The sequence below is a fragment of the Pseudoalteromonas sp. SWXJZ94C genome, from assembly GCF_015864385.1.
Taxonomy (GTDB): domain Bacteria; phylum Pseudomonadota; class Gammaproteobacteria; order Enterobacterales; family Alteromonadaceae; genus Pseudoalteromonas.
The window spans coordinates 12,827-34,509 of the sequence record NZ_JADYXF010000034.1 but is presented as its reverse complement, the minus strand read 5'-3'; the positions used below and the strand labels follow the sequence as shown (position 1 = coordinate 34,509).

Annotated in this window: 23 protein-coding genes; 7 read left to right on the top strand and 16 right to left on the bottom strand. The window is 39.0% G+C overall.

Features of this window, described 5'->3' with window-relative positions:
- Positions 1–131: 131 nt before the first annotated feature.
- Both I6F65_RS14820 and I6F65_RS14815 read right to left on the bottom strand, forming a co-directional pair.
- A complete protein-coding gene (locus I6F65_RS14820) occupies positions 132–1,751 on the bottom strand; it encodes a M28 family metallopeptidase (protein ID WP_197113620.1) in 1,620 nt (539 codons plus the stop codon).
- Positions 1,752–2,456: 705 nt separating this feature from the next.
- Positions 2,457–2,696, bottom strand: coding sequence for an RNA-binding protein (locus I6F65_RS14815; RefSeq protein WP_197113617.1), 240 nt, complete (start codon positions 2,694–2,696; stop codon positions 2,457–2,459).
- Between the two features lie 219 nt (positions 2,697–2,915).
- On the opposite strand from I6F65_RS14815, the gene I6F65_RS14810 reads away from it, so the two are divergent.
- The gene (locus I6F65_RS14810; RefSeq protein WP_197113614.1) at positions 2,916–3,233 is read left to right on the top strand and encodes a hypothetical protein; all 318 of its coding nucleotides are present in this window, start codon (positions 2,916–2,918) and stop codon (positions 3,231–3,233) included.
- 23 nt (positions 3,234–3,256) lie between these two features.
- Here I6F65_RS14810 and I6F65_RS14805 read toward each other — a convergent pair whose 3' ends face one another.
- Positions 3,257–3,508, bottom strand: coding sequence for a hypothetical protein (locus tag I6F65_RS14805; protein WP_197113610.1), 252 nt, complete (start codon positions 3,506–3,508; stop codon positions 3,257–3,259).
- Between the two features lie 199 nt (positions 3,509–3,707).
- On the opposite strand from I6F65_RS14805, the gene I6F65_RS14800 reads away from it, so the two are divergent.
- Positions 3,708–4,157, top strand: coding sequence for an SMI1/KNR4 family protein (locus I6F65_RS14800; RefSeq protein WP_197113607.1), 450 nt, complete (start codon positions 3,708–3,710; stop codon positions 4,155–4,157).
- 160 nt (positions 4,158–4,317) lie between these two features.
- Positions 4,318–4,704, top strand: coding sequence for a hypothetical protein (locus I6F65_RS14795; protein WP_197113604.1), 387 nt, complete (start codon positions 4,318–4,320; stop codon positions 4,702–4,704).
- A 190-nt stretch (positions 4,705–4,894) separates the two neighbouring features.
- Here the strand turns inward: I6F65_RS14795 and lipA are convergent, their stop codons facing one another.
- From lipA to leuS, 13 genes are all read right to left on the bottom strand, one after another.
- Positions 4,895–5,860: a lipoyl synthase gene (lipA, locus tag I6F65_RS14790; RefSeq protein ID WP_002958515.1), complete on the bottom strand. Its 966-nt coding sequence runs from the start codon at positions 5,858–5,860 to the stop codon at positions 4,895–4,897.
- Complete coding sequence (gene lipB, locus I6F65_RS14785) at positions 5,857–6,510, bottom strand: lipoyl(octanoyl) transferase LipB (protein ID WP_197113601.1); 654 nt, start codon at positions 6,508–6,510, stop codon at positions 5,857–5,859. Before lipB ends, lipA begins: the two co-directional genes overlap by 4 nt.
- Positions 6,511–6,529: 19 nt before the next feature.
- Positions 6,530–6,808 carry a DUF493 family protein YbeD gene (gene ybeD / locus I6F65_RS14780; protein WP_002958517.1) on the bottom strand — a complete coding sequence of 93 codons (279 nt, stop codon included), beginning with the start codon at positions 6,806–6,808 and terminating at the stop codon, positions 6,530–6,532.
- A 227-nt stretch (positions 6,809–7,035) separates the two neighbouring features.
- Positions 7,036–8,199, bottom strand: coding sequence for a serine hydrolase (locus I6F65_RS14775; RefSeq protein ID WP_024610969.1), 1,164 nt, complete (start codon positions 8,197–8,199; stop codon positions 7,036–7,038).
- A 53-nt stretch (positions 8,200–8,252) separates the two neighbouring features.
- The gene (locus I6F65_RS14770) at positions 8,253–9,026 is read right to left on the bottom strand and encodes a septal ring lytic transglycosylase RlpA family protein (RefSeq protein ID WP_166111151.1); all 774 of its coding nucleotides are present in this window, start codon (positions 9,024–9,026) and stop codon (positions 8,253–8,255) included.
- The gene (gene rodA, locus I6F65_RS14765) at positions 9,026–10,132 is read right to left on the bottom strand and encodes a rod shape-determining protein RodA (RefSeq protein ID WP_024610967.1); all 1,107 of its coding nucleotides are present in this window, start codon (positions 10,130–10,132) and stop codon (positions 9,026–9,028) included. The genes I6F65_RS14770 and rodA overlap by 1 nt, the downstream gene beginning before the upstream one ends.
- Complete coding sequence (mrdA, locus tag I6F65_RS14760; RefSeq protein WP_197113598.1) at positions 10,129–11,997, bottom strand: penicillin-binding protein 2; 1,869 nt, start codon at positions 11,995–11,997, stop codon at positions 10,129–10,131. Before mrdA ends, rodA begins: the two co-directional genes overlap by 4 nt.
- Positions 11,998–12,006: 9 nt before the next feature.
- Entirely contained in the window at positions 12,007–12,477 is a 471-nt protein-coding gene (gene rlmH, locus I6F65_RS14755) for a 23S rRNA (pseudouridine(1915)-N(3))-methyltransferase RlmH (RefSeq protein ID WP_024610965.1), read from the bottom strand.
- Between the two features lie 37 nt (positions 12,478–12,514).
- Positions 12,515–12,832 (bottom strand): ribosome silencing factor, encoded by a 318-nt coding sequence (rsfS, locus tag I6F65_RS14750; RefSeq protein WP_024610964.1) that lies wholly within the window; start codon positions 12,830–12,832, stop codon positions 12,515–12,517.
- 55 nt (positions 12,833–12,887) lie between these two features.
- Positions 12,888–13,523, bottom strand: a complete 636-nt coding sequence (gene nadD, locus I6F65_RS14745) for a nicotinate-nucleotide adenylyltransferase (protein ID WP_166111157.1) — start codon at positions 13,521–13,523, stop codon at positions 12,888–12,890.
- A 20-nt stretch (positions 13,524–13,543) separates the two neighbouring features.
- Entirely contained in the window at positions 13,544–14,581 is a 1,038-nt protein-coding gene (gene holA / locus I6F65_RS14740; RefSeq protein ID WP_166111160.1) for a DNA polymerase III subunit delta, read from the bottom strand.
- Positions 14,581–15,072, bottom strand: coding sequence for an LPS assembly lipoprotein LptE (gene lptE / locus I6F65_RS14735; protein WP_024610961.1), 492 nt, complete (start codon positions 15,070–15,072; stop codon positions 14,581–14,583). Before lptE ends, holA begins: the two co-directional genes overlap by 1 nt.
- Before the next feature lies 1 nt (position 15,073).
- Positions 15,074–17,662 (bottom strand): leucine--tRNA ligase, encoded by a 2,589-nt coding sequence (gene leuS, locus I6F65_RS14730; protein WP_024610960.1) that lies wholly within the window; start codon positions 17,660–17,662, stop codon positions 15,074–15,076.
- Positions 17,663–17,858: 196 nt separating this feature from the next.
- Between leuS and I6F65_RS14725 the strand changes: the two genes are divergently transcribed.
- The 4 genes from I6F65_RS14725 to I6F65_RS14710 all read left to right on the top strand — a co-directional run bounded on the left by I6F65_RS14725 (position 17,859) and on the right by I6F65_RS14710 (position 21,571).
- On the top strand, positions 17,859–18,317 hold the full coding sequence (locus tag I6F65_RS14725; protein ID WP_024610959.1) for a hypothetical protein: 459 nt from the start codon (positions 17,859–17,861) through the stop codon (positions 18,315–18,317).
- 77 nt (positions 18,318–18,394) lie between these two features.
- Entirely contained in the window at positions 18,395–20,812 is a 2,418-nt protein-coding gene (locus I6F65_RS14720) for a Lon protease family protein (protein WP_231613204.1), read from the top strand.
- Between the two features lie 2 nt (positions 20,813–20,814).
- A complete protein-coding gene (locus I6F65_RS14715; RefSeq protein WP_197113592.1) occupies positions 20,815–21,291 on the top strand; it encodes an FKBP-type peptidyl-prolyl cis-trans isomerase in 477 nt (158 codons plus the stop codon).
- A gap of 25 nt (positions 21,292–21,316) precedes the next feature.
- Positions 21,317–21,571 (top strand): hypothetical protein, encoded by a 255-nt coding sequence (locus I6F65_RS14710; RefSeq protein ID WP_197113589.1) that lies wholly within the window; start codon positions 21,317–21,319, stop codon positions 21,569–21,571.
- The last annotated feature ends 112 nt before the right edge of the window (positions 21,572–21,683 follow it).

The following is a 21,683-nucleotide window of genomic DNA, read 5'->3' as shown; positions in this document are numbered from 1 at the left end:
GAACACTACTAATAACACTCGTTATTTATATTTCCTTAAATGCAAAAGTAAAAATAGTATGAATACGAGCCCGCTTAATGCAAAAATCCTCCAAAAAGGAGGATTTTTAACTTATAAAATAAACTTAAAACTTATTTTTTATCTTCAGCACGTTTAGCTTTAAAGTCAGACTCGCTAGTCCATTTAGGCCAATCGCCATTATTAGCAAGTTGAGTTGCAATATCGACAATTAGATTTATATCCTGCTCAACACCGCCTAATGACCAATCTGGTGAGTAATCGTCACCTTCTTTATGATATTTATTAACAATATAATCAGGGTCAGTATCACCAAGGCTCATAAATAATAAGCTCGGTACACCCTGTTTAGCCAGTGAAAAATGGTCTGATCTAAAAAACAAACCATTTTGCGGGCGAGGATCCATTTTAACTTCGCGACCTTGTTTTTTTGCCGCTTTGGCTAAGTAAGTTTCCATTGTCGATAAATCTTTACCGTATTGTAAAATATAATCTGTGGCATCAAGTACATTCATACCATCAATATTTAATAGACCAACAATTTTTTTTGTAGGCACAACGGCACCTGACGCAAATTGTGCAGAGCCAAGTAAGCCCGTTTCTTCTGCGGTAAAATTAGCAAAAATAATTGAGCGCTTAAATGGATGCGCTCTGTTTATTTTACTCATAATACGCGCTATTTCTAACGTAGCAGCTGTGCCCGATGCATTATCTACTGCACCATTATAAATTTTAGGACCGCTGTCTGTTTGCTTTGTTCCAAAGTGATCCCAGTGAGCGCTAATTACAACGTATTCATCAGGTGATTCGCTCCCTGTTATTTGAGCAACCACATTATGTGATTTAGCGTGTGATACTTCATTTTTAAACGAGAGGTTTGCTTGTAAATTTAGTGCAGTTGCTTTGAAGTTTTTATTAAGCGCTTCTTGCTTTAATTGTTGATAGCTAAGATTTGCTGATTTAAATAGCTGCTCGGTTGCGTTAAGTGTCAACCAACCCATAACAGGTAATTCGGATGCGTTTAGATTGTTATCCATTAACGTATATTTTGTGCCAGTATTTGAGCTTTCAACAACACCCCAAGGGTACGCAGCAGGTGCTGTTTCATGGACAATAAATACCGCCTTTGCACCTTGGCGTGCTGCTTCTTCATATTTATAAGTCCAACGACCGTAGTAGGTCATGGCATTACCTGTAAAAAGGTCATCATCTTGCGTTGCAAAACCAGGATCGTTAACCAGCATAACAACCGTTTTACCGGTTACATCAATATTTTTATAGTCGTTCCAGTTATACTCAGGTGCATTAATACCATAACCAACAAACACAACATCAGAGTCACGAACATCAATTAGAGGCTGTAATTGTTGGGTACGCGCAGTAAAATCTGTACCTGCTTTAAATGTGAGGTCACCCATTTTTAACTGCATGTTTTGATCAGCTGTGATCATTGCCATTTCGACTGGTTGTAAAAATTTATTTTTATAGGCGCCAGTTAACCCCATCGCTTTATACTGATCGGCTAAGTAGCCAACTGTTTTTACTTCACCGTGGGTAAGTGGTCCGCGTCCCTCAAAATCGTCGGAAGCAAGCGTTTTAATATGCTGTTTTACATTGCTTAGGCTTACGCCAGTTGTTTTTTCGAGCTTTGGTTGTTCACTTGCTTGCTCTGAACAGCCAAGTAATGCAACTAGCAAGCTTAGGCTTGCCGTTTTTAAAATAGTAGATGCCATGGTCTTCATTTTATTATTAAAAGTTACATTTAATATAAGGAAGCAAAGCAGTGATGTCGAATGTTTATAGATACTTTTTACACAATTTTCGATTAGCTTTATCAAGTGCATAAATAACAGACAAGACAATGCCCAATTTAATGGGTTTTCGTGATTTATTTTTTTATAGAAATATTAGGGTCTGTTGTTCTTTCAAGGTTAAATTTTCAGCAGTCTGTTTGGTATTTAGGCAAGGCAGAGCCTATGCAGTGTGGTTATTCCCCATAAATAGGCGATAACGTAGCATAAAGGCAAGACAGGCGCTGCCCAAAGGGTTCTTACTAGGGGCTATTTACTCTTTGTTGCCTATAGGTAAGGGGCGTGAGCAGGACGCGTAAGCTTTGCTCGGTTTTTACTTATTCTTACATGGATGTAAGTCAGTAGAATAACGCAGGAGCAGTTATCGAGACCACTAGGTTACAAATCTCGCGCCGCGATTAAATAGCCCCTAGTTTGAACAAATTTTAATCCGCAAAGATCCACAGACCCTAAAGCACTAATTTATTAGGTATGTGCGCAGACACAATGAGGCCATTGTAAATGGTAGCTAGCAGTATTTTACTTCCGCGCGTAGTTTTCGTTAAACTATAACGTTTTTATATTATCCGCTTTTAGCAAAAAACCAGCATAAGCTGGTTTTTTGAACTTTAAGTAATGTGTTATTACTTAAGCGTCGGCTAATTTTACGCGAATTTTGCTTTTATCAACAGTAGCTTGGTTAAGAGCTGCAATAGCGCCTTTAACTTCTATGTCGTTTGGCATTTCTACAAAAGCAAAACCTTTTGATTGGCCAGTTTCTTTATCAAGTACTAAGTTACAGGTAGTCACTTTACCGTGCTCTGTAAATAAAGTACGAAGCTCATGCTCAGTTGTAGCACGAGATAAGTTACGAACTAATAGTTTCATAATGAACCTAAATAATTATGTCAGTACTAATTATCTCAAGTAACTCGGGTTTAACCTAATTTTATTTTAAAAAGGGCAAATTCATTTTATTAAACGCATATCGACTGCTATGAACACATACGTTAGTATGGATTTTATGGATATATTTTAGGTGGTAATTTCTGTACGAAAATAGAAATAACTAACACATAAAACTCACTCAATAAATAAGGATTATTCATGATTGATAATAAGTTTGATACCTATAACCCTGTAATTAATGAACTCGTATCAGAGAGTATTAACTGCTCACCAGACTCATGGGAAAAAGGTCGATTGTCAATTAGCTGTGATGGTAGGGCGATTAACTATAAATTAAGAAATAGTGATTCATCCGATACGGCAGTAATAAGTGAATCACTTAGGCGACTCTGTGAGCAGCTTTATGTGACAATGATGCAAAATGGTGACACATGGACAGAAGCCTTTATCAACTTTTTTGTAGAAGATGATTCGTGGTGCTTTAATATCGAATTTGAGTATGAAAATAAAAGTTAATTAAACTTTTACGTTAGTTACTTTTAAAAAATTAATAGTATTGCATCAAATAACCTCATGTTTTGGTCAAAAAATAGATTTAATATTATGGATACGTTAGACAGTTCATGGACACCCATGCTTGCATTATTAATACCTCTTTTATATGTGTTATTTTGCATTATTAAAAAAATGACAGCAAAATCTATATTTAAATATGGTGTACCTATCTGCATTTTATCAGGCATATTTATCGAAGTTGCAGTGCAACGCCACCCGCATGTTCCTGTTTTCATGGTATCTTTATTGATACTGGTATATTTTGTGACTATTGCTCTTTTTACTATTTTTATAAGAAGCCTATATCGAATATTTACAAGTAAAAAAGTAAGCGTTAAGGTGTAGGTTATTAATTTTATTAGAAAATATAGTGGGTTTTTTAATTTATTCATTCGATAAAAAATTACTATATAAGTTTTTATTAGGAAGTTATGTATGCTAAAAAAAATATATGAAAATTTTTGGTACAAAGAAGAGGATGAAAAGCTATTGGGCGCTAGTGTTCAAAGCCTACAGTCTTTTGAAGAGAAAACGGGCATAAAGTTACCTGTCGAATTCAAACACCTTTACACGTTATCTGATGGTGGATTTGTAAACCTTGAATTAAATTGTGATAGTGAAATAGCTCAAACATCCGTTCCAGCCTTTTCAGCTTTAAGTGAGTTAAATCTTAGTCATTATGATTCAAATACAGGGTTTGACTATGAAGCCGCAGGTATACCAGAGGGCTTAATTATTCTTGGCTCGCACGGACATGATTTTTATGCACTAGATTATCGAGGAGGAAAGAGTGACCCCAAAGTAGTTTATGGCGATGGGGAAGATAGAGTTGATGTTATTGCTAACAGCTTTTTAGAATTTATTTTATGTTTGGAACAAGAATAGTGATTTAAATATAGTGAGCTTCAACGTTAATGCGCTCTATTCCAAATTTTAAATAAAGTATTAATCTGCAAGTTTATGTATCTTTTTTTGTAACAGATTAAATGATTAAAATTAATTCCTCCTATTACATAAACTAACTTTTACAAGTGCGAAGGAATATATGCATTATAGTTTCGAAAAGTATTGTGAAAACCAAGGAGTGTATTTAAATAATCCAATATCAGCTGAGCTTAATAGCCATGTTACGCCATTATTTAAAGTATGCTTTGGGGATCGTTTTACCCTTGAATATATGCACTTTCTGACGTTGACTGATGGCATTCAAATAAATAACGCCATTCTTTTTAGTGCAGAGGAATTGTTAAGCGAACTGAATACATCTCAGAGTTCACTTGAGCTGGGGAGTAACGGCAATATGGATACTTACAAATTTTGTGCGATTCGTAACCAGTATCTAGTGGTTAACTTTTTCGCACACGATGAAGTATTTGAATCATTTGATACTTTGCCACAATTATTTGAGTACATAATATCCATTTCATTATAAAATTACTTCAATAGGGCAGAATTATAGCGTGTTGTTTAGTGCAATTTTCTTATCGTTAGATAGATTTTATGTAAGCATATAGGTTTTAAACGCAGGATAAATAAACGACTCCTCCTTTGCGTATACGCGCTTAACAAAAAAGCCGTTAGAGTTTTATCCCTAACGGCTTTTTTACGCATAATTAAAGTGACTATTTCACTTCTTTACCCGCTGCTTGTTGGTCTGCATGATAGCTTGAGCGTACAAACGGGCCTGACGCCGCGTGAGTAAATCCAATTTCATCTGCATACGCTTTTAAACCGTCAAACTCTACTGGTGGCACGTAGCGTTTAACAGGTAAATGGTGCTTAGAAGGCTGTAGGTATTGTCCTACAGTAAGCATGTCAACGTTGTGCGCACGTAAATCGCGAAGTACTTCTTCAATTTCGCTAATTTCTTCACCTAAACCAACCATTAACCCTGATTTAGTTTTAACTTCTGGGTGAGCTTCTTTAAAACGGCGCAGTAATTCTAACGACCATTTGTAATCGGCACCTGGGCGCGCGAGTTTGTATAAACGCGGCGCAGTTTCAAGATTGTGATTAAACACATCTGGTGGCGTCTCAATTAAAATTTCTAACGCACGGTCCATACGACCACGAAAATCAGGCACTAAAATTTCAATAGTAATAGTTGGGTTATGTTTGCGAATTTCGCGAATACAATCGGCAAAATGCTGAGCACCGCCGTCACGTAAATCATCACGGTCAACCGAGGTAATTACTACGTAGCTAAGCTTCATATCTTTAATGGTTAGCGCTAGTTTTTCAGGCTCGGTTGCATCTGGCTTTAATGGACGACCATGTGCTACATCACAAAATGGGCAGCGACGAGTACAAATAGCACCTAAAATCATAAAGGTAGCTGTACCGTGGTTAAAACATTCAGATAGGTTAGGGCACGAAGCCTCTTCACATACCGAGTGTAAGCCATGCTTTCGCAGTGCTTTTTTAATACCGTCAATGCGATCAGTTGATTTAGGTAAGCGAATTTTTAACCATTCTGGCTTACGCAACATTTCGGTTTTTTCTGTAGGTAAAACTTTAACTGGGATCAACGCCATTTTTTCAGCGTCGCGTAGTTTTACACCTGGTTCCATTTTGACTGGTTTATTCATTCGTTTTCAAACCCTTCAGTATGCTTAACCTGTGTTGCATTAAGCTTATTGATCATGTGTTTTACCAATCCTTCACCTGCACTTTCTAGGTTTTGAGGACCCTTTAATTCTTTAGTTTGCACCATATTCATGCCCGCATAACCACATGGGTTAATGCGTAAAAATGGACTTAAGTCCATGTTAACATTTAATGCCAAGCCATGAAATGAGCAACCACGACGAACTCTTAATCCAAGTGATGCTATTTTGCTATCGTTAACGTAAACACCGGGTGCATCAGCTTTAGCATACGCTTCAATACCGTACTCGGCGAGTGATTCTATAATGCACTCTTCAAGCCACGTAACAAGTTCACGTACACCAATTTTTAAACGGCGTAAATTAAATAATACATACATCATTTGCTGACCAGGACCGTGATAAGTCACTTGCCCGCCACGGTCTACTTTAATAACCTCTATGTCGCCAGGAGCAAGTAAATGCTCATCTTTACCAGCTTGACCTTGGGTGAATACACTCTCGTGCTCTACAAGCCAAATTTCATCTGGCGTATTTTCATCACGGGTGTCGGTAAAGTCCTGCATTTTTTGCCAAATTGGCATATAACGCTGACGACCCAGTTGGCGTACAATTAAGGTGTTTTCGCTCACAACAAATCTCAACTATGGCTTAAAGCATGTGTCGTACGTCATCAATATTACTGATCACGTTGTAAATTTCTTCAATATGTTTGCCACTCGTTACTGTTGCAACAAGACTTACTGACTCGTAATTACCTTTACTGCTTGGTTTTACTTTAGGTGCGTAGTCGCCAGGTGCAATTGGTTGTAACTTAGCTAAAATTTGATCCGTTAAATTTACATTAGCTAAACCCATTATTCTAAATGTGAATGGGCAAGGGTATTCTAAGTACTCATCAAATTTTGTATCTTTAACAGGTTGAACCACGACGGTGACTCCTCAAACAAGTAAAATGAAGGCGCTATGCAAAACGCTAGGCGTTAAACTGACAGGCTAATGGCAATCTTGAGTAAATACAGTTTTGGATACTCCAAAAATAACAACTCAATATGATTGGTTTATATGGGGCGCATTCTAACATTTTTCAAGCAAAAAAAAACGCCTCACAATGGAGGCGTTTAAATTAGTTTCTCAAGTTATGAGGCAATTGTAAATTACTGCATAATTTGTAAGCGTAAGTAGTCATAAATTTTACTAAAGAAGCTACCTTCTTCCACTTCTTCAAGTGTTACTAGTGGGTACTGAGCAATGTCTTCGCCTTCTAGTTGTAAGAATAACGTACCTACTTTAGTACCTTTGGCAAGTGGTGCTTCAAGTGTGTTATCTAGCTCAAAGTTAGCTTTAAGGTTTTTATGCTGACCACGTGGAATAGTAATAGGTGTATCTTCTAAAATACCTAAAGATACGTTTTCTTTATTACCCATCCAAATACGTTGTTCTGCAAAGCTGTCGCCTGCTTTGTAAGGAGTAATTGTTTCATAAAAACGAAAACCATAGTTAAGTAGCTTTTTGCTTTCTACTTTACGAGCTCGTTCGCTTGAAGTACCCATCACAACAGCAATTAAACGCATATCGTTTTTAGTTGCAGATGTTACTAAGCTATAACCCGCGTCTGATGTGTGACCTGTTTTAATACCGTCAACATCTAAGCTTTCGTCCCACAGTAGTGAGTTACGGTTGTATTGCTTAATACCATTGTAAGTAAATGACTTTTGCTTATAAAGTGCATACTCATTTGGTACGTCACGTATAAGTGCAGCACCTAACGTTGCCATATCTCGTGGCGTTGTATAATGCTCATTGGTATCAAGACCATGACTATTGATGAAGTGACTGTTGCTCATACCTAATTTAGCTGCGTGAGCATTCATTAAATCAGCAAACGCGCTTTCACTACCTGCTATATGCTCAGCCATTGCAACACAGGCATCGTTACCCGATTGAATGATAATGCCGTGATTAAGTTCATCAACACTAATTTGCTTACCTACTTCAATAAACATTTTAGATGATTCAGGGAAGTTTTTAGCCCATGCCTTTTCACTCACAGTAACCATATCGGTTGGTGCTATGTTACCGGCTTTAATTTCGTTACCAATTACATAACTGGTCATCATTTTAGTTAAGCTTGCAGGTGCTAATTGTGTATCGGCTTCACCTTCGGCGATTACTTTACCAGTAGTAAAGTCGACTAAAAAATAACCTTTAGCATTAACTTGAGGTGGTGCCGGAATAATCTGGGCGGTGGCTGAAAATACAGCGGCAGAACAAGCTAAGCCGCATACACCTTTGAGGATTTTTTGTTTAATAGATTTCATCATACTCATTAATGGTTAAAGTTAAAGATTCGCGTTACGCCATTTTAAAGGTCTTACTGAGTGTAAAGCAAGAACGCGTTTTGAAATTGATTTTGTTTTAATTTATTTAATACTTCTTGTGCATGTGAGGCATCTTTTATCGGACCTAAATGCAACCTGTAAATAGCGTCTTTTTGAACGATATTTGTTGGTAATTTATATTGCTCTCGCAAGGTACTCGCTAGTGCTTCTATATTCATTAAAGTGCTACCCGCAGCTACCTGAATGTAGGTCTGATGTGCAACCGAATCAGGAAGCGTAACGGCTTCAAGCTTAACCTTTGCTGTACCATGGTTGTAGTAACCGAGCTTATAAGCAGCTGCATATGAAAGGTCAATTAGTCTATCGTCATGAAAAGGACCTCGGTCATTTACACGCACAATAACTGATTTACCATTGGCTGTGTTTGTTACTTTAACAAAACTAGGTAATGGCAGCGTTTTATGCGCCGCAGTCATGGCAAACATATCATATGTTTCACCATTTGACGTGTGATAGCCATGAAACTTACGTCCGTACCACGATGCAATACCTTCTTCACTGTAACCCGTTTCGTCAAGCATAGGGCTATAGCGTTTACCAAGAACCTCGTAAGGTCTACCTGCACTGGCGCTTTTGGTTACTTCGGTTACGGTTGCATCTTGCATTTCAATTGCAGTAGGCACACGTAAAGGAGCTGAGTCGTGGCGCATACTATAACGGCTACTTGAGCCGCTATTAGAACTACTACAAGCGCTTAATAATGTAATTAATAGTGTAGTGAGTAAAAGTTGTATATAAAGTCGCATTATTTTAAAAGCATCCTTTTATCAGTCGCAATCGACATAATAATACCAAAACCAGCCATTAACGTGACCATTGACGTTCCACCATAACTTATTAGAGGCAACGGTACACCTACTACAGGCAACAACCCAGATACCATGCCTATATTTACAAAAACATAAACAAAAAAGGTCAGTGTAAGTGCGCCTGCAAGTAATTTACCAAAAGCATCTTGTGCGTTTACAGCAATGAACAAGCCACGACCTATAATAAATAAGTACAGGCTAAGTAATATGCATACTCCAAATAAACCAAACTCTTCACTTAAAACTGAGAATATAAAATCGGTATGGCGTTCTGGTAAAAACTCTAATTGTGATTGCGTGCCAAGCAACCAACCTTTGCCTTCAATGCCACCAGAGCCAATCGCTATTTTTGATTGAATAATGTGATAACCCGAACCAAGGGGATCACTCTCAGGGTCTAAAAAGGTAAGTACACGTTGCTTTTGATAGTCGTGCATTCCGTAATGCCAAAATGGCCATGCGGCAAGTGCAACAATAGAGCTTAAAAAGCCTATCAAGCGCCAGCTTAAGCCTGATAAAAACAATACAAATATACCCGAGCTTGCAATAAGTATGGCTGTGCCTAAATCGGGTTGTTCTTTAATTAATAAGGTAGGGAGCATTACTATCATAAAACCAATAATTAAATGGATAGGGCGAGGCGGTAGGTGATTACGACCTATATACCATGCAACCATCATTGGCACTGCAAGCTTCATTAATTCAGCAGGTTGAAACCGTGTAATACCTAAATCTAACCAGCGTTGTGCGCCTTTAGAGCTTACACCAAATAAAAGTACGCCAACTAACATAAGTAACCCAACACAATAAAGAGGGATAACTAAACGCTTTAAAGTAGCGGGTGAAAACTGCGCTAAAATAACCATGCCTAAAATAGCACCGCCCATGCGGGTAATATGACGAATCATCATAGAAGAATCTTGACCACTGGCGCTATAAACGACTGTAATACTGCCTGCCATCATTATTAGTAACGCAATGAGCAGTGGTAAATCAAGATGCATACGCATCCAAATAGAGCGTTCATCGTGCAAAGTGGTCATGGTGTATCATTCCTTGCAAGATCAACGGGATTTGCAGCAAAATAGTAATCCATAAGTTGGCGAGCAATTTGAATGCCGCCATGGTTGTTTTCTAATACAACAGAAACCACTATTTTTGGATCGGTATACGGTGCAAAGCCAACATAAATAGTGTTATCGCGTTGACGTTCTTTAAGTGACTCTGCATCGTAGCGTTCGCCTTGTGCAATACTTACTATTTGTGCAGTACCCGTTTTACCCGCAGAGTCATATGTCGTGCCTTTAAATGCTTTATGTGCGGTACCGGAAACTTTTTTAACCGTGTTATGCATTGCATCTAAAGAGACTTGCCAATGACGGGGATCTTTTAAAATAACAGGCGGCTTTTCTTCATTATTAATTTGTTGAATATCGTTATCTTTTTTTACAACCTGCACTAAATGAGGAGGGTGGTTAAGACCGCGATTCACTAATATATTTGTTGCGTTTGCAATTTGAATTGGAGTTGCAGTCCAGTAACCTTGTCCAATACCTACAGAAATAGTATCACCACGCCACCACGACTCTTTAAAGCGACCTTCTTTCCATTCTTTTGAAGGCAATATTGCAGTAGTTTCTTCGTGAATATCAATACCTGATAAGTCACCATAACCAAAGCGCGCCATAAAATCGCTTATTTTGGTAATACCTAAGCGATAAGCAGCGTCATAAAAGTAGGTATCACACGACTCTTCAATTGCCTTATAAACATCAACATGACCATGTCCCCAACGTTTCCAGTCGCGCCATTTATGTTCAACGTTCGGAATCTGAAAAAAGCCCGGATCCCAAAGAGAAGTTGTTTCACTTACTATGTTTTCTTCAAGTGCTAGTACCGCCATAAGCGGTTTAACTGTAGAGGCAGGAGCGTAACGCCCTTGCGTAGTTCTGTTTATAAGTGGGCGATCTTGATTAAGTAATGCTTTGTAATTTTTGCTACTTATACCGTGTACAAATAAATTAGGGTCGTAACTAGGGTTTGAATAAAGCGCCAGTACGCCACCATCTTTTGCATCCATAACCACAACAGCGCCACGCATATCTTTAAGTGCATGCTGTGCTATTTGCTGTAAACCAACATCGAGTGTCAGTACTAAATCGCTACCAGGCTGAGGAGGGGTCATACTTAATGTGCGAATAATACGTCCACGGTTATTTACTTCTACGCGTTGAGAGCCTACTTTTCCGTGCAGTATTTCTTCATAGTATTTTTCAATACCGAGTTTACCAATATCATGTGTTGCACGGTAATTAGTTGCTCGGTCTTCTTGTTCTAGTTGGTTTAGCTCTTTTCTATTAAGTTTTGCTACGTAACCCAACGCATGGGTGAGGGTATCGCCAAACGAATAATAACGAGCAAGACGTGCCTCAATGCTAAAACCAGGGAATTTATGTTGATTAACCGAAAATCGAGCCACATCGGTTTCATCTAAGCGTGATTTAAGAACCTGTGATTTAAAACGACGTGTGTGCTTTATATCTTTTAAAAAGTCTTCTTTTTCTTGCTCAGTAATAGTGATTAGCTTGCTTACTTGTTCAAGCGATTCGGCTAAATCGTCCACTTCTTCGGGTATTACTTCAAGATTATAAACAGGTTTGTTTTCGGCAAGTAATACACCATTACGATCGTAAATTAGACCACGGTTAGGTGCAATTGGTATAACTTTAATGCGGTTATCGTTAGAGCGGGTTTGATAGTCTTCGTGATCTTCTACTTGAATAGTATAAAGATTAGAAAGTAGTACAGCGACTAACGCTAATACAAAAACAAAACCCACAAATGCACGCCTAGCAAATAAGTTTGCCTCTGCGGAGTGGTCACGAATAGTGGGTCTATGTTTTAGCATGGCAAGGGGTTACTCGCGATGATAAGGATGGTTGTTATTTAAGCTCCAGCCTCGGTAAAGGCTTTCTGCAACAATTATACGCACCATAGGGTGCGGTAATGTTAAATTAGATAACGACCATTTTTGCTCAGAAGCGTCAATACATTCTGGAGCAAGTCCTTCAGGTCCGCCAATAAGTAAACTTACATCGCGCCCATCGAGTTGCCATTTTTCCATATTTTTAGCAAGTTGGTGTGTATCGAGTGCTTTCCCTGTTACTTCTAACGTAACAATACGATTGCCTTTTGGAATAGCCGCTAAAGTTTTTTCACCTTCAATGTGTAAAATACGCTTTATATCTGCATTTTTACCACGTTTTCCGGCTGGAATTTCGATTAACTCAAGCGCCATATCTTTAGGGAAACGGCGCTGATACTCTGCAAAACCCGTCTCTACCCATGCTGGCATTTTTGTACCAACAGCAATCATTTGTATTTTCACGTATTACTTCCAAGCATTGTCTAAAATGAGTGAGCGTTTAGCCCCACAGTTTTTCTAGATCGTAATAGATACGTGCTTCGCTTTGCATCACGTGTACAACCACATCACCTAAATCAACCAGTGCCCATTCGCCGTCGCTTTCACCTTCATAACCTAGAGGCTCTGAATCGGCATGGCGAGCTTCTTTTGCTAAATGATCAGCAATTGACTGTACGTGACGTTTAGATGTACCAGAACAAATAACCATATAGTCAGTGATGTCTGATGTCTTCGTTACGTCAATATGAATGATGTCACGCGCTTTCATATCGTCAATTTTATCCATTGCAAAGGCGAGTAGTTGTTTTGAATCCAAGGTTTTGTCTCAATTTAAAAATTTAATGGCGCGCATTTTAACACGCTAAGGGTTTTTAAGCATCAATTTGATAGAGCTGATGCACTTCTATGTAATGACTCACTGCATCGGGTAATAGTTCATTCTTTTTATTACTTTTTTTTAGCTGCTTGCGAATGGTACTAGAGGCCGCATCATGCGTTTCACCGGATAAAAAATAAAGTTTTCCAGCAAGAGTTTGCTCAAGTACTGTTATTTCATCTGTTTTTGATTGTTGCATGTAATTTTCAAGGTCACCCGTTACATTACAATGTTGTGCTGGGCGCTGATAAACAACTATATGACAAAGCTGCGTTATTGCTTGCCACTCAAACCATTTATCGAGGTTGTTAAATGAGTCCATACCAATTAAAAATAAAATGGGAGTAGTGGGGTTTTCTTTACGAAGTTCTTGCAAACTTAGTAACGAATAAGATGGACCTGTTCGGTTAAGTTCTCTTAAATCGAGTTCAAAATACGAATAAGGTGCAATAGCTGCATTTAGCATACCGATACGATGCTGCGTACTAATGCCAGGTGCTGCTTTATGAGCGGGGAGTGCACAAGGCATAAAATAAAGCGTGTTTAAATTAAATGTTTTAACACATTGCAACGCCATGTTTATATGACCAGAATGCACTGGGTCAAAAGTGCCACCAAAAATTGCAATCATTTAACACCCATTAGCTTTTATTAATTAACCGCGTGGCACGGCATAGGGATATCGAGCGGTTGACAAAACTTAATACAAATATGAGCGAGCGCTTGATAAGGAGCAATTAAGTTACCTTGTTTATAACTGGCATCAAACAAAGCTACTTCACTATTTATTTGTTCAAGTGTATTTATGCTTAAACGGTTAATTGCGTTTTGCACGGGACCTTGCTGATTTTTCCAAATTGCTTTTTGCTTAAACAAATTAGCAATTGGCTCACCATTTAATAAACCAAGTTGCACACTGATAAGTGTATTGAGCTCTTTGGTTATAGCCCATAAAATACTTACTACTTCGGTATTATCGCTAGCTAGTTTATTTAATACTTTTATAGCTTGTTTAGCATGACCATTTAACAGTGCATCACTTAAATCAAAAATATCAAACTTTGCTTGATTTAATAACCCTTGCATCACTAATTGCTGAGTAATTAACGCATCGCCATGTAATAACGAGAGCTTTTCGAGTTCCTGAAAACACGCTAGCAAATTACCTTCAGTCGCATTTATTAAGCTTAGTTTTGCATCGTTTTGCATATTAAGTGATAAACGTTGGCATTGCTCGTCTAGCCATCGTTTTACATGGGAGCCTGTAAGTGGGTAGCAAGGTACAAATACGCCGAGTTTATCAAGGGCTTTAAACCAAGCGCCACGTTGTACTTCTTGGCTGGCTTTAGCACCTTTAATAATGAGGATAGTATCTGGGTTTACCAGCTCAACAACTTTTTTAAAGGTGTTGCTGCCAATAACGCCTGGTTTTTGTTGGTTTAAATCAAGCTCAATAATAGTACGTGCGCTAAATAACGACATACTTTGGTATTGAGCTATAATTTCTTGCCAATCAAAGCCTTGCATTAAGGTAAACTTAATTACCTCATCAAATCCTTGTTGCTTAGCAACGTCACGAATTTGTTGTACGCATTGGGCTTCTTGAAATGGCTCTTCGCCGAACACTAAATAAAAGGGTTTTAACCCTTTATTTAACTCGCTCGATAATTGATTAGCGTAGCAGCGCATTATAGTTGCGACAGCTCTCTAACAATACGGCGACTCGCTTGCTGACGAATTTCAGTAATAAGTAACTCAAGTTCTTTTGCTTTAGCAAGTGCATGATCTGGATCATCTTGATAGTTACGGTAAAGCTCAAAGCGTTTTTCTATTGCGTCTTCACCTGGGCGTTTAACTATGTAAGACACACCATAAGCAAGTTCGTATTCAGCAACCTGACCATTTTGAAACAACGATAACGTTTGACGTTCAACTGTTTCTCTACGTAAGTACAATTGCGCCATATTGTGAGCGGGTGCTTTTAGTTCTACATTACTTGCTTTTAGCTCGCTTTTAAGATCTTCAAACAAGGCTGACTTTTCATCGTCACCCACAAGGGTAAGTTGCTTAAGGTTATCAGGCAGGCTAGAGGCTTTTTTTAAATGAAACCCACAGCTCGATAACAAAAAGCAGACTAGCACTAAGGCTAGTCCGTTTTTAATGGCGTTAAATGCGCCCATATTAGTTAGCTACCACATTAAGTAATTTACCAGGTACGTAAATAACCTTACGAATGGTTGCACCGTCAGTAAATTTAGTTACGTTAGATTCTGCAAACGCAAGGGCTTCTACTTGCTCTTGGGTTGCATCTGCTGCCACAGTTAGCTTAGCGCGAAGCTTGCCGTTTACTTGTACGATGATAAGTTTTTCATCTTCAACAAGTGCCGACTCGTCAACTTTTGGCCATGCAGCATCTAAAATCTCGCCTTTTTTACCAAGCTCTTTCCAAAGCTCATGCGATAAATGCGGAGTAATAGGTGCAAGCATAATAACTAATGCTTCAAGTGCTTCGTTAGCGATCGCTACATCTTGTTTGTCGCTTAATGGTGCTTTTAATAACTTATTAGAAAGCTCCATAATAGCTGCAATAGCGGTGTTAAAGGTTTGACGACGTTCAACATCATCAGTCACTTTAGCAATTGCTTTGTGTAAGTCGCGACGTAGTACTTTTTGTGGATTAGTTAGCGCTGATTTATCAAGTGCTTGGTAACCTACTGTTTTAACGTCTACCGCGTATTTCCAAACACGTTTTAAGAAACGATGCGCGCCTTCAACGCCTGAGTCTGACCATTCAAGCGTTTGCTCTGGTGGTGCTGTAAACATCATGAATAAACGCACTGTATCTGCACCGTACTGGGCAATTACATGTTGTGGGTCTATACCGTTGTTTTTAGACTTAGACATTTTACTCATACCTGATGAGAATACCGGCTCGCCGTCTTCCTTATGCCATGCTTTAGTAACGCGGCCTTTTTCGTCGGTTTCGGTGTTTACATCAGTTGGCGAAATCCAAATGTCGCCGCCTTTTTCATCTTTACGATAAAATGTTTCAGCAAGTACCATACCTTGACAAAGTAAGCGGTCAAACGGCTCGTCTGAATTAACTAAACCAAAGTCACGTAATAATTTATGGAAAAAGCGCGAGTACAATAAATGTAAAATAGCGTGCTCAATACCACCAATGTATTGGTTTACTGGTAACCAGTAGTTAGCAGCAGCCGGGTCTAGCATGCCTTCATCGTATCGTGGGCTACAGTAACGAGCGTAATACCAAGACGACTCCATAAATGTGTCAAACGTATCAGTTTCGTGAAACGCAGGTGCGCCATTAACTGTTGTTTTAGCCCATTCTGGGTCTGCTTTAAGTGGTGATGTTACACCGTTCATTACCACATCTTCTGGTAAGCGAACTGGTAGCATATCTTCAGTAGCCGCAAGTTCTTTACCGTCTTCATCGCTAAGCATTGGAATTGGAGAACCCCAATAACGTTGGCGACTAACACCCCAGTCACGTAAGCGGAAGTTTACTTTACGCTCACCAACACCGAGTGCTTCTAATTTATCGGCAATCGCTTTAAAACCAGCTTCAAAATCAAGTCCGTTAAATTCACCAGAATTTACAAGCACACCTTTGTCAGTGAATGCTTCTTTATCTAGGTTTACTTCAAGGTCTGAACCTTCAGCAGGTGCAATTACTTGTTTTATGTCAAGACCGTAAGCCGTTGCAAATTCAAAATCGCGTTGGTCATGTGCAGGTACTGCCATCACAGCGCCTGAGCCGTAATGCATTAATACAAAGTTAGCTACCCAAATTGGTACTTGCTCGCCCGTTAATGGGTGAGTTGCGTAAAAGCCTGTTGCAATGCCTTTTTTCTCCATTGTTGCCATATCTGCTTCGGCTACTTTGGTGTTTTTGCATTCTTCAACAAACATCGCAATAGCGTCGCTATTTTTAGCGGCTTCTTGTGCAATAGGGTGACCACCGGCAACAGCAACATACGTAACACCCATAAAGGTATCTGGGCGTGTTGTGTATACGCTAAATGTTTCGTTGTTATCAGTGCGTTTAAATTCAATGTCGCACCCTTCAGAGCGGCCAATCCAGTTGCGCTGCATGGTTTTAACTTGCTCTGGCCAATCTTCAAGCTTGTCTAAATCGTCTAATAGCTCTTGTGCGTAGTCGGTAATTTTAATAAACCACTGTGGAATTTCTTTTTGTTCAACCACAGCGCCTGAACGCCAACCACGACCGTCAATAACTTGTTCGTTAGCAAGTACAGTTTGATCCACTGGATCCCAGTTAACAGTCGACATTTTTTTATACACTAAGCCTTTTTCGTAAAGCTTAGTAAAAAACCACTGTTCCCACTTATAATATTCAGGATGACACGTCGCAATTTCGCGATCCCAGTCATAACCAAAACCTAATTGCTTAAGTTGGTTGCGCATGTAATCAATATTCTCGTAAGTCCACTTTGCAGGGGCTGTCTTGTTTTTAATAGCAGCGTTTTCTGCAGGTAAACCAAACGCGTCCCAACCCATAGGTTGCATTACGTTTTTGCCTTGCAGGCGCTGGAAACGAGAAACAACATCACCAATAGTGTAGTTACGCACATGACCCATATGCAGTCGACCACTCGGATAAGGGAACATAGAAAGGCAGTAATACTTTTCTTTGCTCTCATCTTCAGTGACTTTAAATACCTGGTTTTCTTCCCAGTAGCTTTGTACTTTTGACTCTATATCTTGCGGGTTATATTGCTCTTGCATCTATGGTTCCAGACTTCTTGCAAACTAATAAAAAATTGCCATTAGGATACCCCAAATAAAACACTATTCACAGCGTCAAAAACATGCTTTTATTAAATTGTAACTTTCAGTGCAGGTTAACCTGCTTTTTTATAGTGTGGTTAGCTAAATACATAAGTTACAGACTGATTTAACAGCAATTTTGAAGGAGTAAAAAATGACTGATTACAAAACATGGCTTAGTGACTTTACTGATTGGCTAAAAGATGTAAAAAATAATGGCGTGAAAGACGTTGTTACCGGATTTGTTGAATCTGAGCGGGCAATTAAAGATTTAAGTCAAGAAAGGTATGAGCTCTACAAAAGTTACTTAAAGCATGATATTGAGCATATTGTAGAGCACGAATCTTATTACAATTCACTTGCATGGCAAGAGCTTAAAGAGTCTCTTTGGTTTGAGCTTTCGAACATAGAAGACAAAACACAGCTTGAGTGGCAATCGTTAAGCCAAGATATTAAGCAAAATGGTGTGTATCACGTGGGCGAATGGATAGCCATGGGCACATTAGTATGTAAGAATTGCAGACATAGCCACGACATTTATCACGCTACGCAAATAACACCTTGCATAGAGTGTGATGGAACGCAGTTTAGCCGTAAGGCTTTGCAACCCTAAATATTAGTATTAAGTGGCTATAAGCCACTTAATACGTTTAAAAGCTAGCGAATATGCTGGTAAACAAAGAAGTTAGAATGACGAAAAAATTGCTGCCATTATCCGTATCTGCACTCGCACCGAGTATTTCTACTAATCATGTAAACACGTGTATGAGTAATCCGTATCCAGAGCAACTTACTTTTATAGGGCAACAACGTGCCCAAAGTGCGCTCGACTTTTCATTAGGTATGGAACTTCCTGGTTATAACGTTTATGTAATGGGGGAGGCTGCACATGGTCGTTTTACGCTTGTAAAAGATAAGCTCAAGCAACACGCAAAAGACAGACCCACGCCTAATGAATGGTTGTACGTAAATAATTACGACGATCATCGCGAGCCTATTGCACTATTTATGCAACCAGGCCAGAGCAAGCAATTATCTGACGACATAGATTCATTTTTAGATGAAGTGCTAGACACATTTCCGGCTGCTTTTGATAACCCAGCATACCAGCGCAAAAAAAAGTCGATAGACCGCGAGTTTAACGATGCCTACGACAGCGCAATTACCGCTGTTGAAATAGCTGCACTTGAACAAAGCGTTGCACTAGTAGAAGAAAAAAGCTCAGTAGGCTTTGCACCACTTGTTGATGGAAAACAGCTAAGCGACAGCGAATTTGGCGAGCTTGAAGAAACATTACGCGAAGAGTTTTTTGAAAAAATAGAAAAACTAGAAGATGCATTAATAGAAGCGCTAATAGAATTGCCTCGTTGGAAACGCGAATCTAAAGAAAAACTTCGTAATCTTAAAAAATCGACCGCAGAGCAAGCCACTAAGCCACTTTTAAAAGACTTAGAACATAAATATGCCACGCATATTGGTGTACTGCGCTATTTAAAAGATATACGCGTTGAAATTATTGATGCCGTGCTTGAATGGCTAGATGATGAAGATGAAAGCGAAGACAACAAAGAAGATTTTGACCGCAAAGGCATGCTTACCGACTTTTTTGCTCCTAATATATTAGTTGAATTTAAAGAAGACGACGCAGCGCCAGTGGTGTATGAGCCAAATCCAACCTTTGGTAATATATTTGGTAAAATTGAATATGCTACATCGCAAGGTACGTTAATTACGAGTTACCGCTCAGTTCAGCCTGGTGCATTGCATCGCGCTAATGGCGGTTACTTAATTATGGATGCCGAAAAAATAATGGCTAACCCACAAGTGTGGGATGGTTTAAAACTTGCGTTAAAAACACATCAAATAAAAAATGATTTACCGTATCAAGACAGCACAGTAGGAACAAGTTTTACACTTCGACCACAACTGATCCCACTTGATGTGAAAATTGTTTTATTAGGCTCACGCGAGTTGTATTACACCATAGGTGAATACGACGAGGAATTTGCAGAGCTGTTTAGAGTACTTGCCGATTTTGACTACTACTTACCAAGTAGCGATAAATTGCAGTACCAGTTTATTACTAAAGTTACTGAGTATTGCGAGCAAACTTTAAAGTGCACAGCAACGCAAGCCGCTATGGTGCGTTTACTTAAGTTTAGCTACCGCCAAGCTGAGCACCACAATAAACTATCGGCTCGCTTTGCCGATGTGCTAGAACTTGTTGCTGAGGCAAGTTACTACGCTAAACAAGATAACTTAACCGTTATAGATGCACACCATATTAATGAAGCTATTGAAGGTAAGCAATATCGTACCGGGCAAATTAGCGAAAACATGCTTAGTGACATAAAAGAAGGTCACACACTTATTGCAACCAGCGGTCAAGCTATTGGTAAAGTGAATGGCTTAACGGTATTACATATTGGCGACACCTCATTTGGAACACCAGCGCGTATTACCGCGACTGTTTATGCGGGCGCCGATGGCGTTATAGACGTTGAACGCGAAGTTGAATTAGGCAAAGCAATTCACTCTAAAGGGGTTATGTTACTTACCGGTTATTTAGGTAACAAATACGCTCAGCAGTTTAGTTTAACGCTTAGTGCTAATATTGCCATAGAGCAAAGTTACGGCTACATAGATGGCGATAGCGCATCTTTAGCAGAGCTTTGTGCACTTATTTCGTCTATTACAAGCCTACCTATTAGCCAATCAATAGCGCTCACGGGTTCTATAAACCAACATGGTGATGTGCAAGCCATTGGTGGCGTAAATGAAAAAATAGAAGGCTTTTTTAAGCTGTGTAAAATGCGTGGCTTAACCGGTACGCAAGGCGTTATTATTCCTAAATCAAACCAAGTTAACCTAGTGCTTGATGACGAAATACTTAATGCAGTAGAGAGCGGTAAATTTAATATTTACGCAGTAGAAACCGTAGACCAAGCACTTAACTTGCTAATGGATATAGAAGCGGGCGATATAATTGATGACCAGTACCCAAAAAGCTCAGTAAACGGTATTGCACTTGCTCGCCTTAAAGAAATTGCCGACATAGTAAATGGCGATGATGAAAAAGACGAAGAGCTAGATAACGAAAAAGGTTAATTATGATCAATATAATTTTGGCGGTGGTTATCGCCATTTTTTGTTTTTTAATATTTCAAAATAGTAAAAAAGCAAAGCAACAAGCAGGTATAAACGCACAAATAGGTGCAGATTACTTAGCCGCTAACGCAAAGGTAGAGGGCGTAGTCGAAACCACTTCAGGCTTGCAGTATAAAGTAATACATAAAAGCGAAAGCGAAAACACACCAAGCCCAACAAGCATGGTTAACGTGCATTACCACGGCACACTAATCGACGGCACTGTGTTTGACAGCTCAGTAGAGCGTAAAACACCTATTAGCTTTGGTTTGCACCAAGTTATTAAAGGTTGGACCGAAGGCTTACAACTAATGAGCCCAGGCGATAAATATACCTTTTATGTACCGTATCAATTAGCGTACGGCGAAAAACGGGTAGGGAGTATTCCTCCTGCCTCAGTACTTATTTTTGAAGTAGAGTTACTGGCAATTGAGTCTTAGTGATTAAATAACAAGGAAGTAAATTATGAATAAAGACGAATTACTTAAAATAGCCAAGGGTGATATTAACTTTACCTTTCAATCTATTATTTATGCATTAGCGGTATGCTTACTAGTTGCAGCTGTTTTTTTACTAGAGATGAGCGTTAACCTACAAATGGGTTTAATAGTTTGTATTATTGGTGTGTTTGGAATGACTATTTATAATAATTTAAATACTCGCCTAAATGCGGCGCTTGCACTTATTGCGCTCTCACAAGATAACCAAAGCACTAAGTAAGCAAACGAGTTAGTTTTAAGCCCTACTTTAATAAAGTGGGGCTTTTTGCTTTTAGCTAACATTAAAGTTTGCTCAAGGATTTTAATGCTAGGTCGATACCTATAATAGTTAC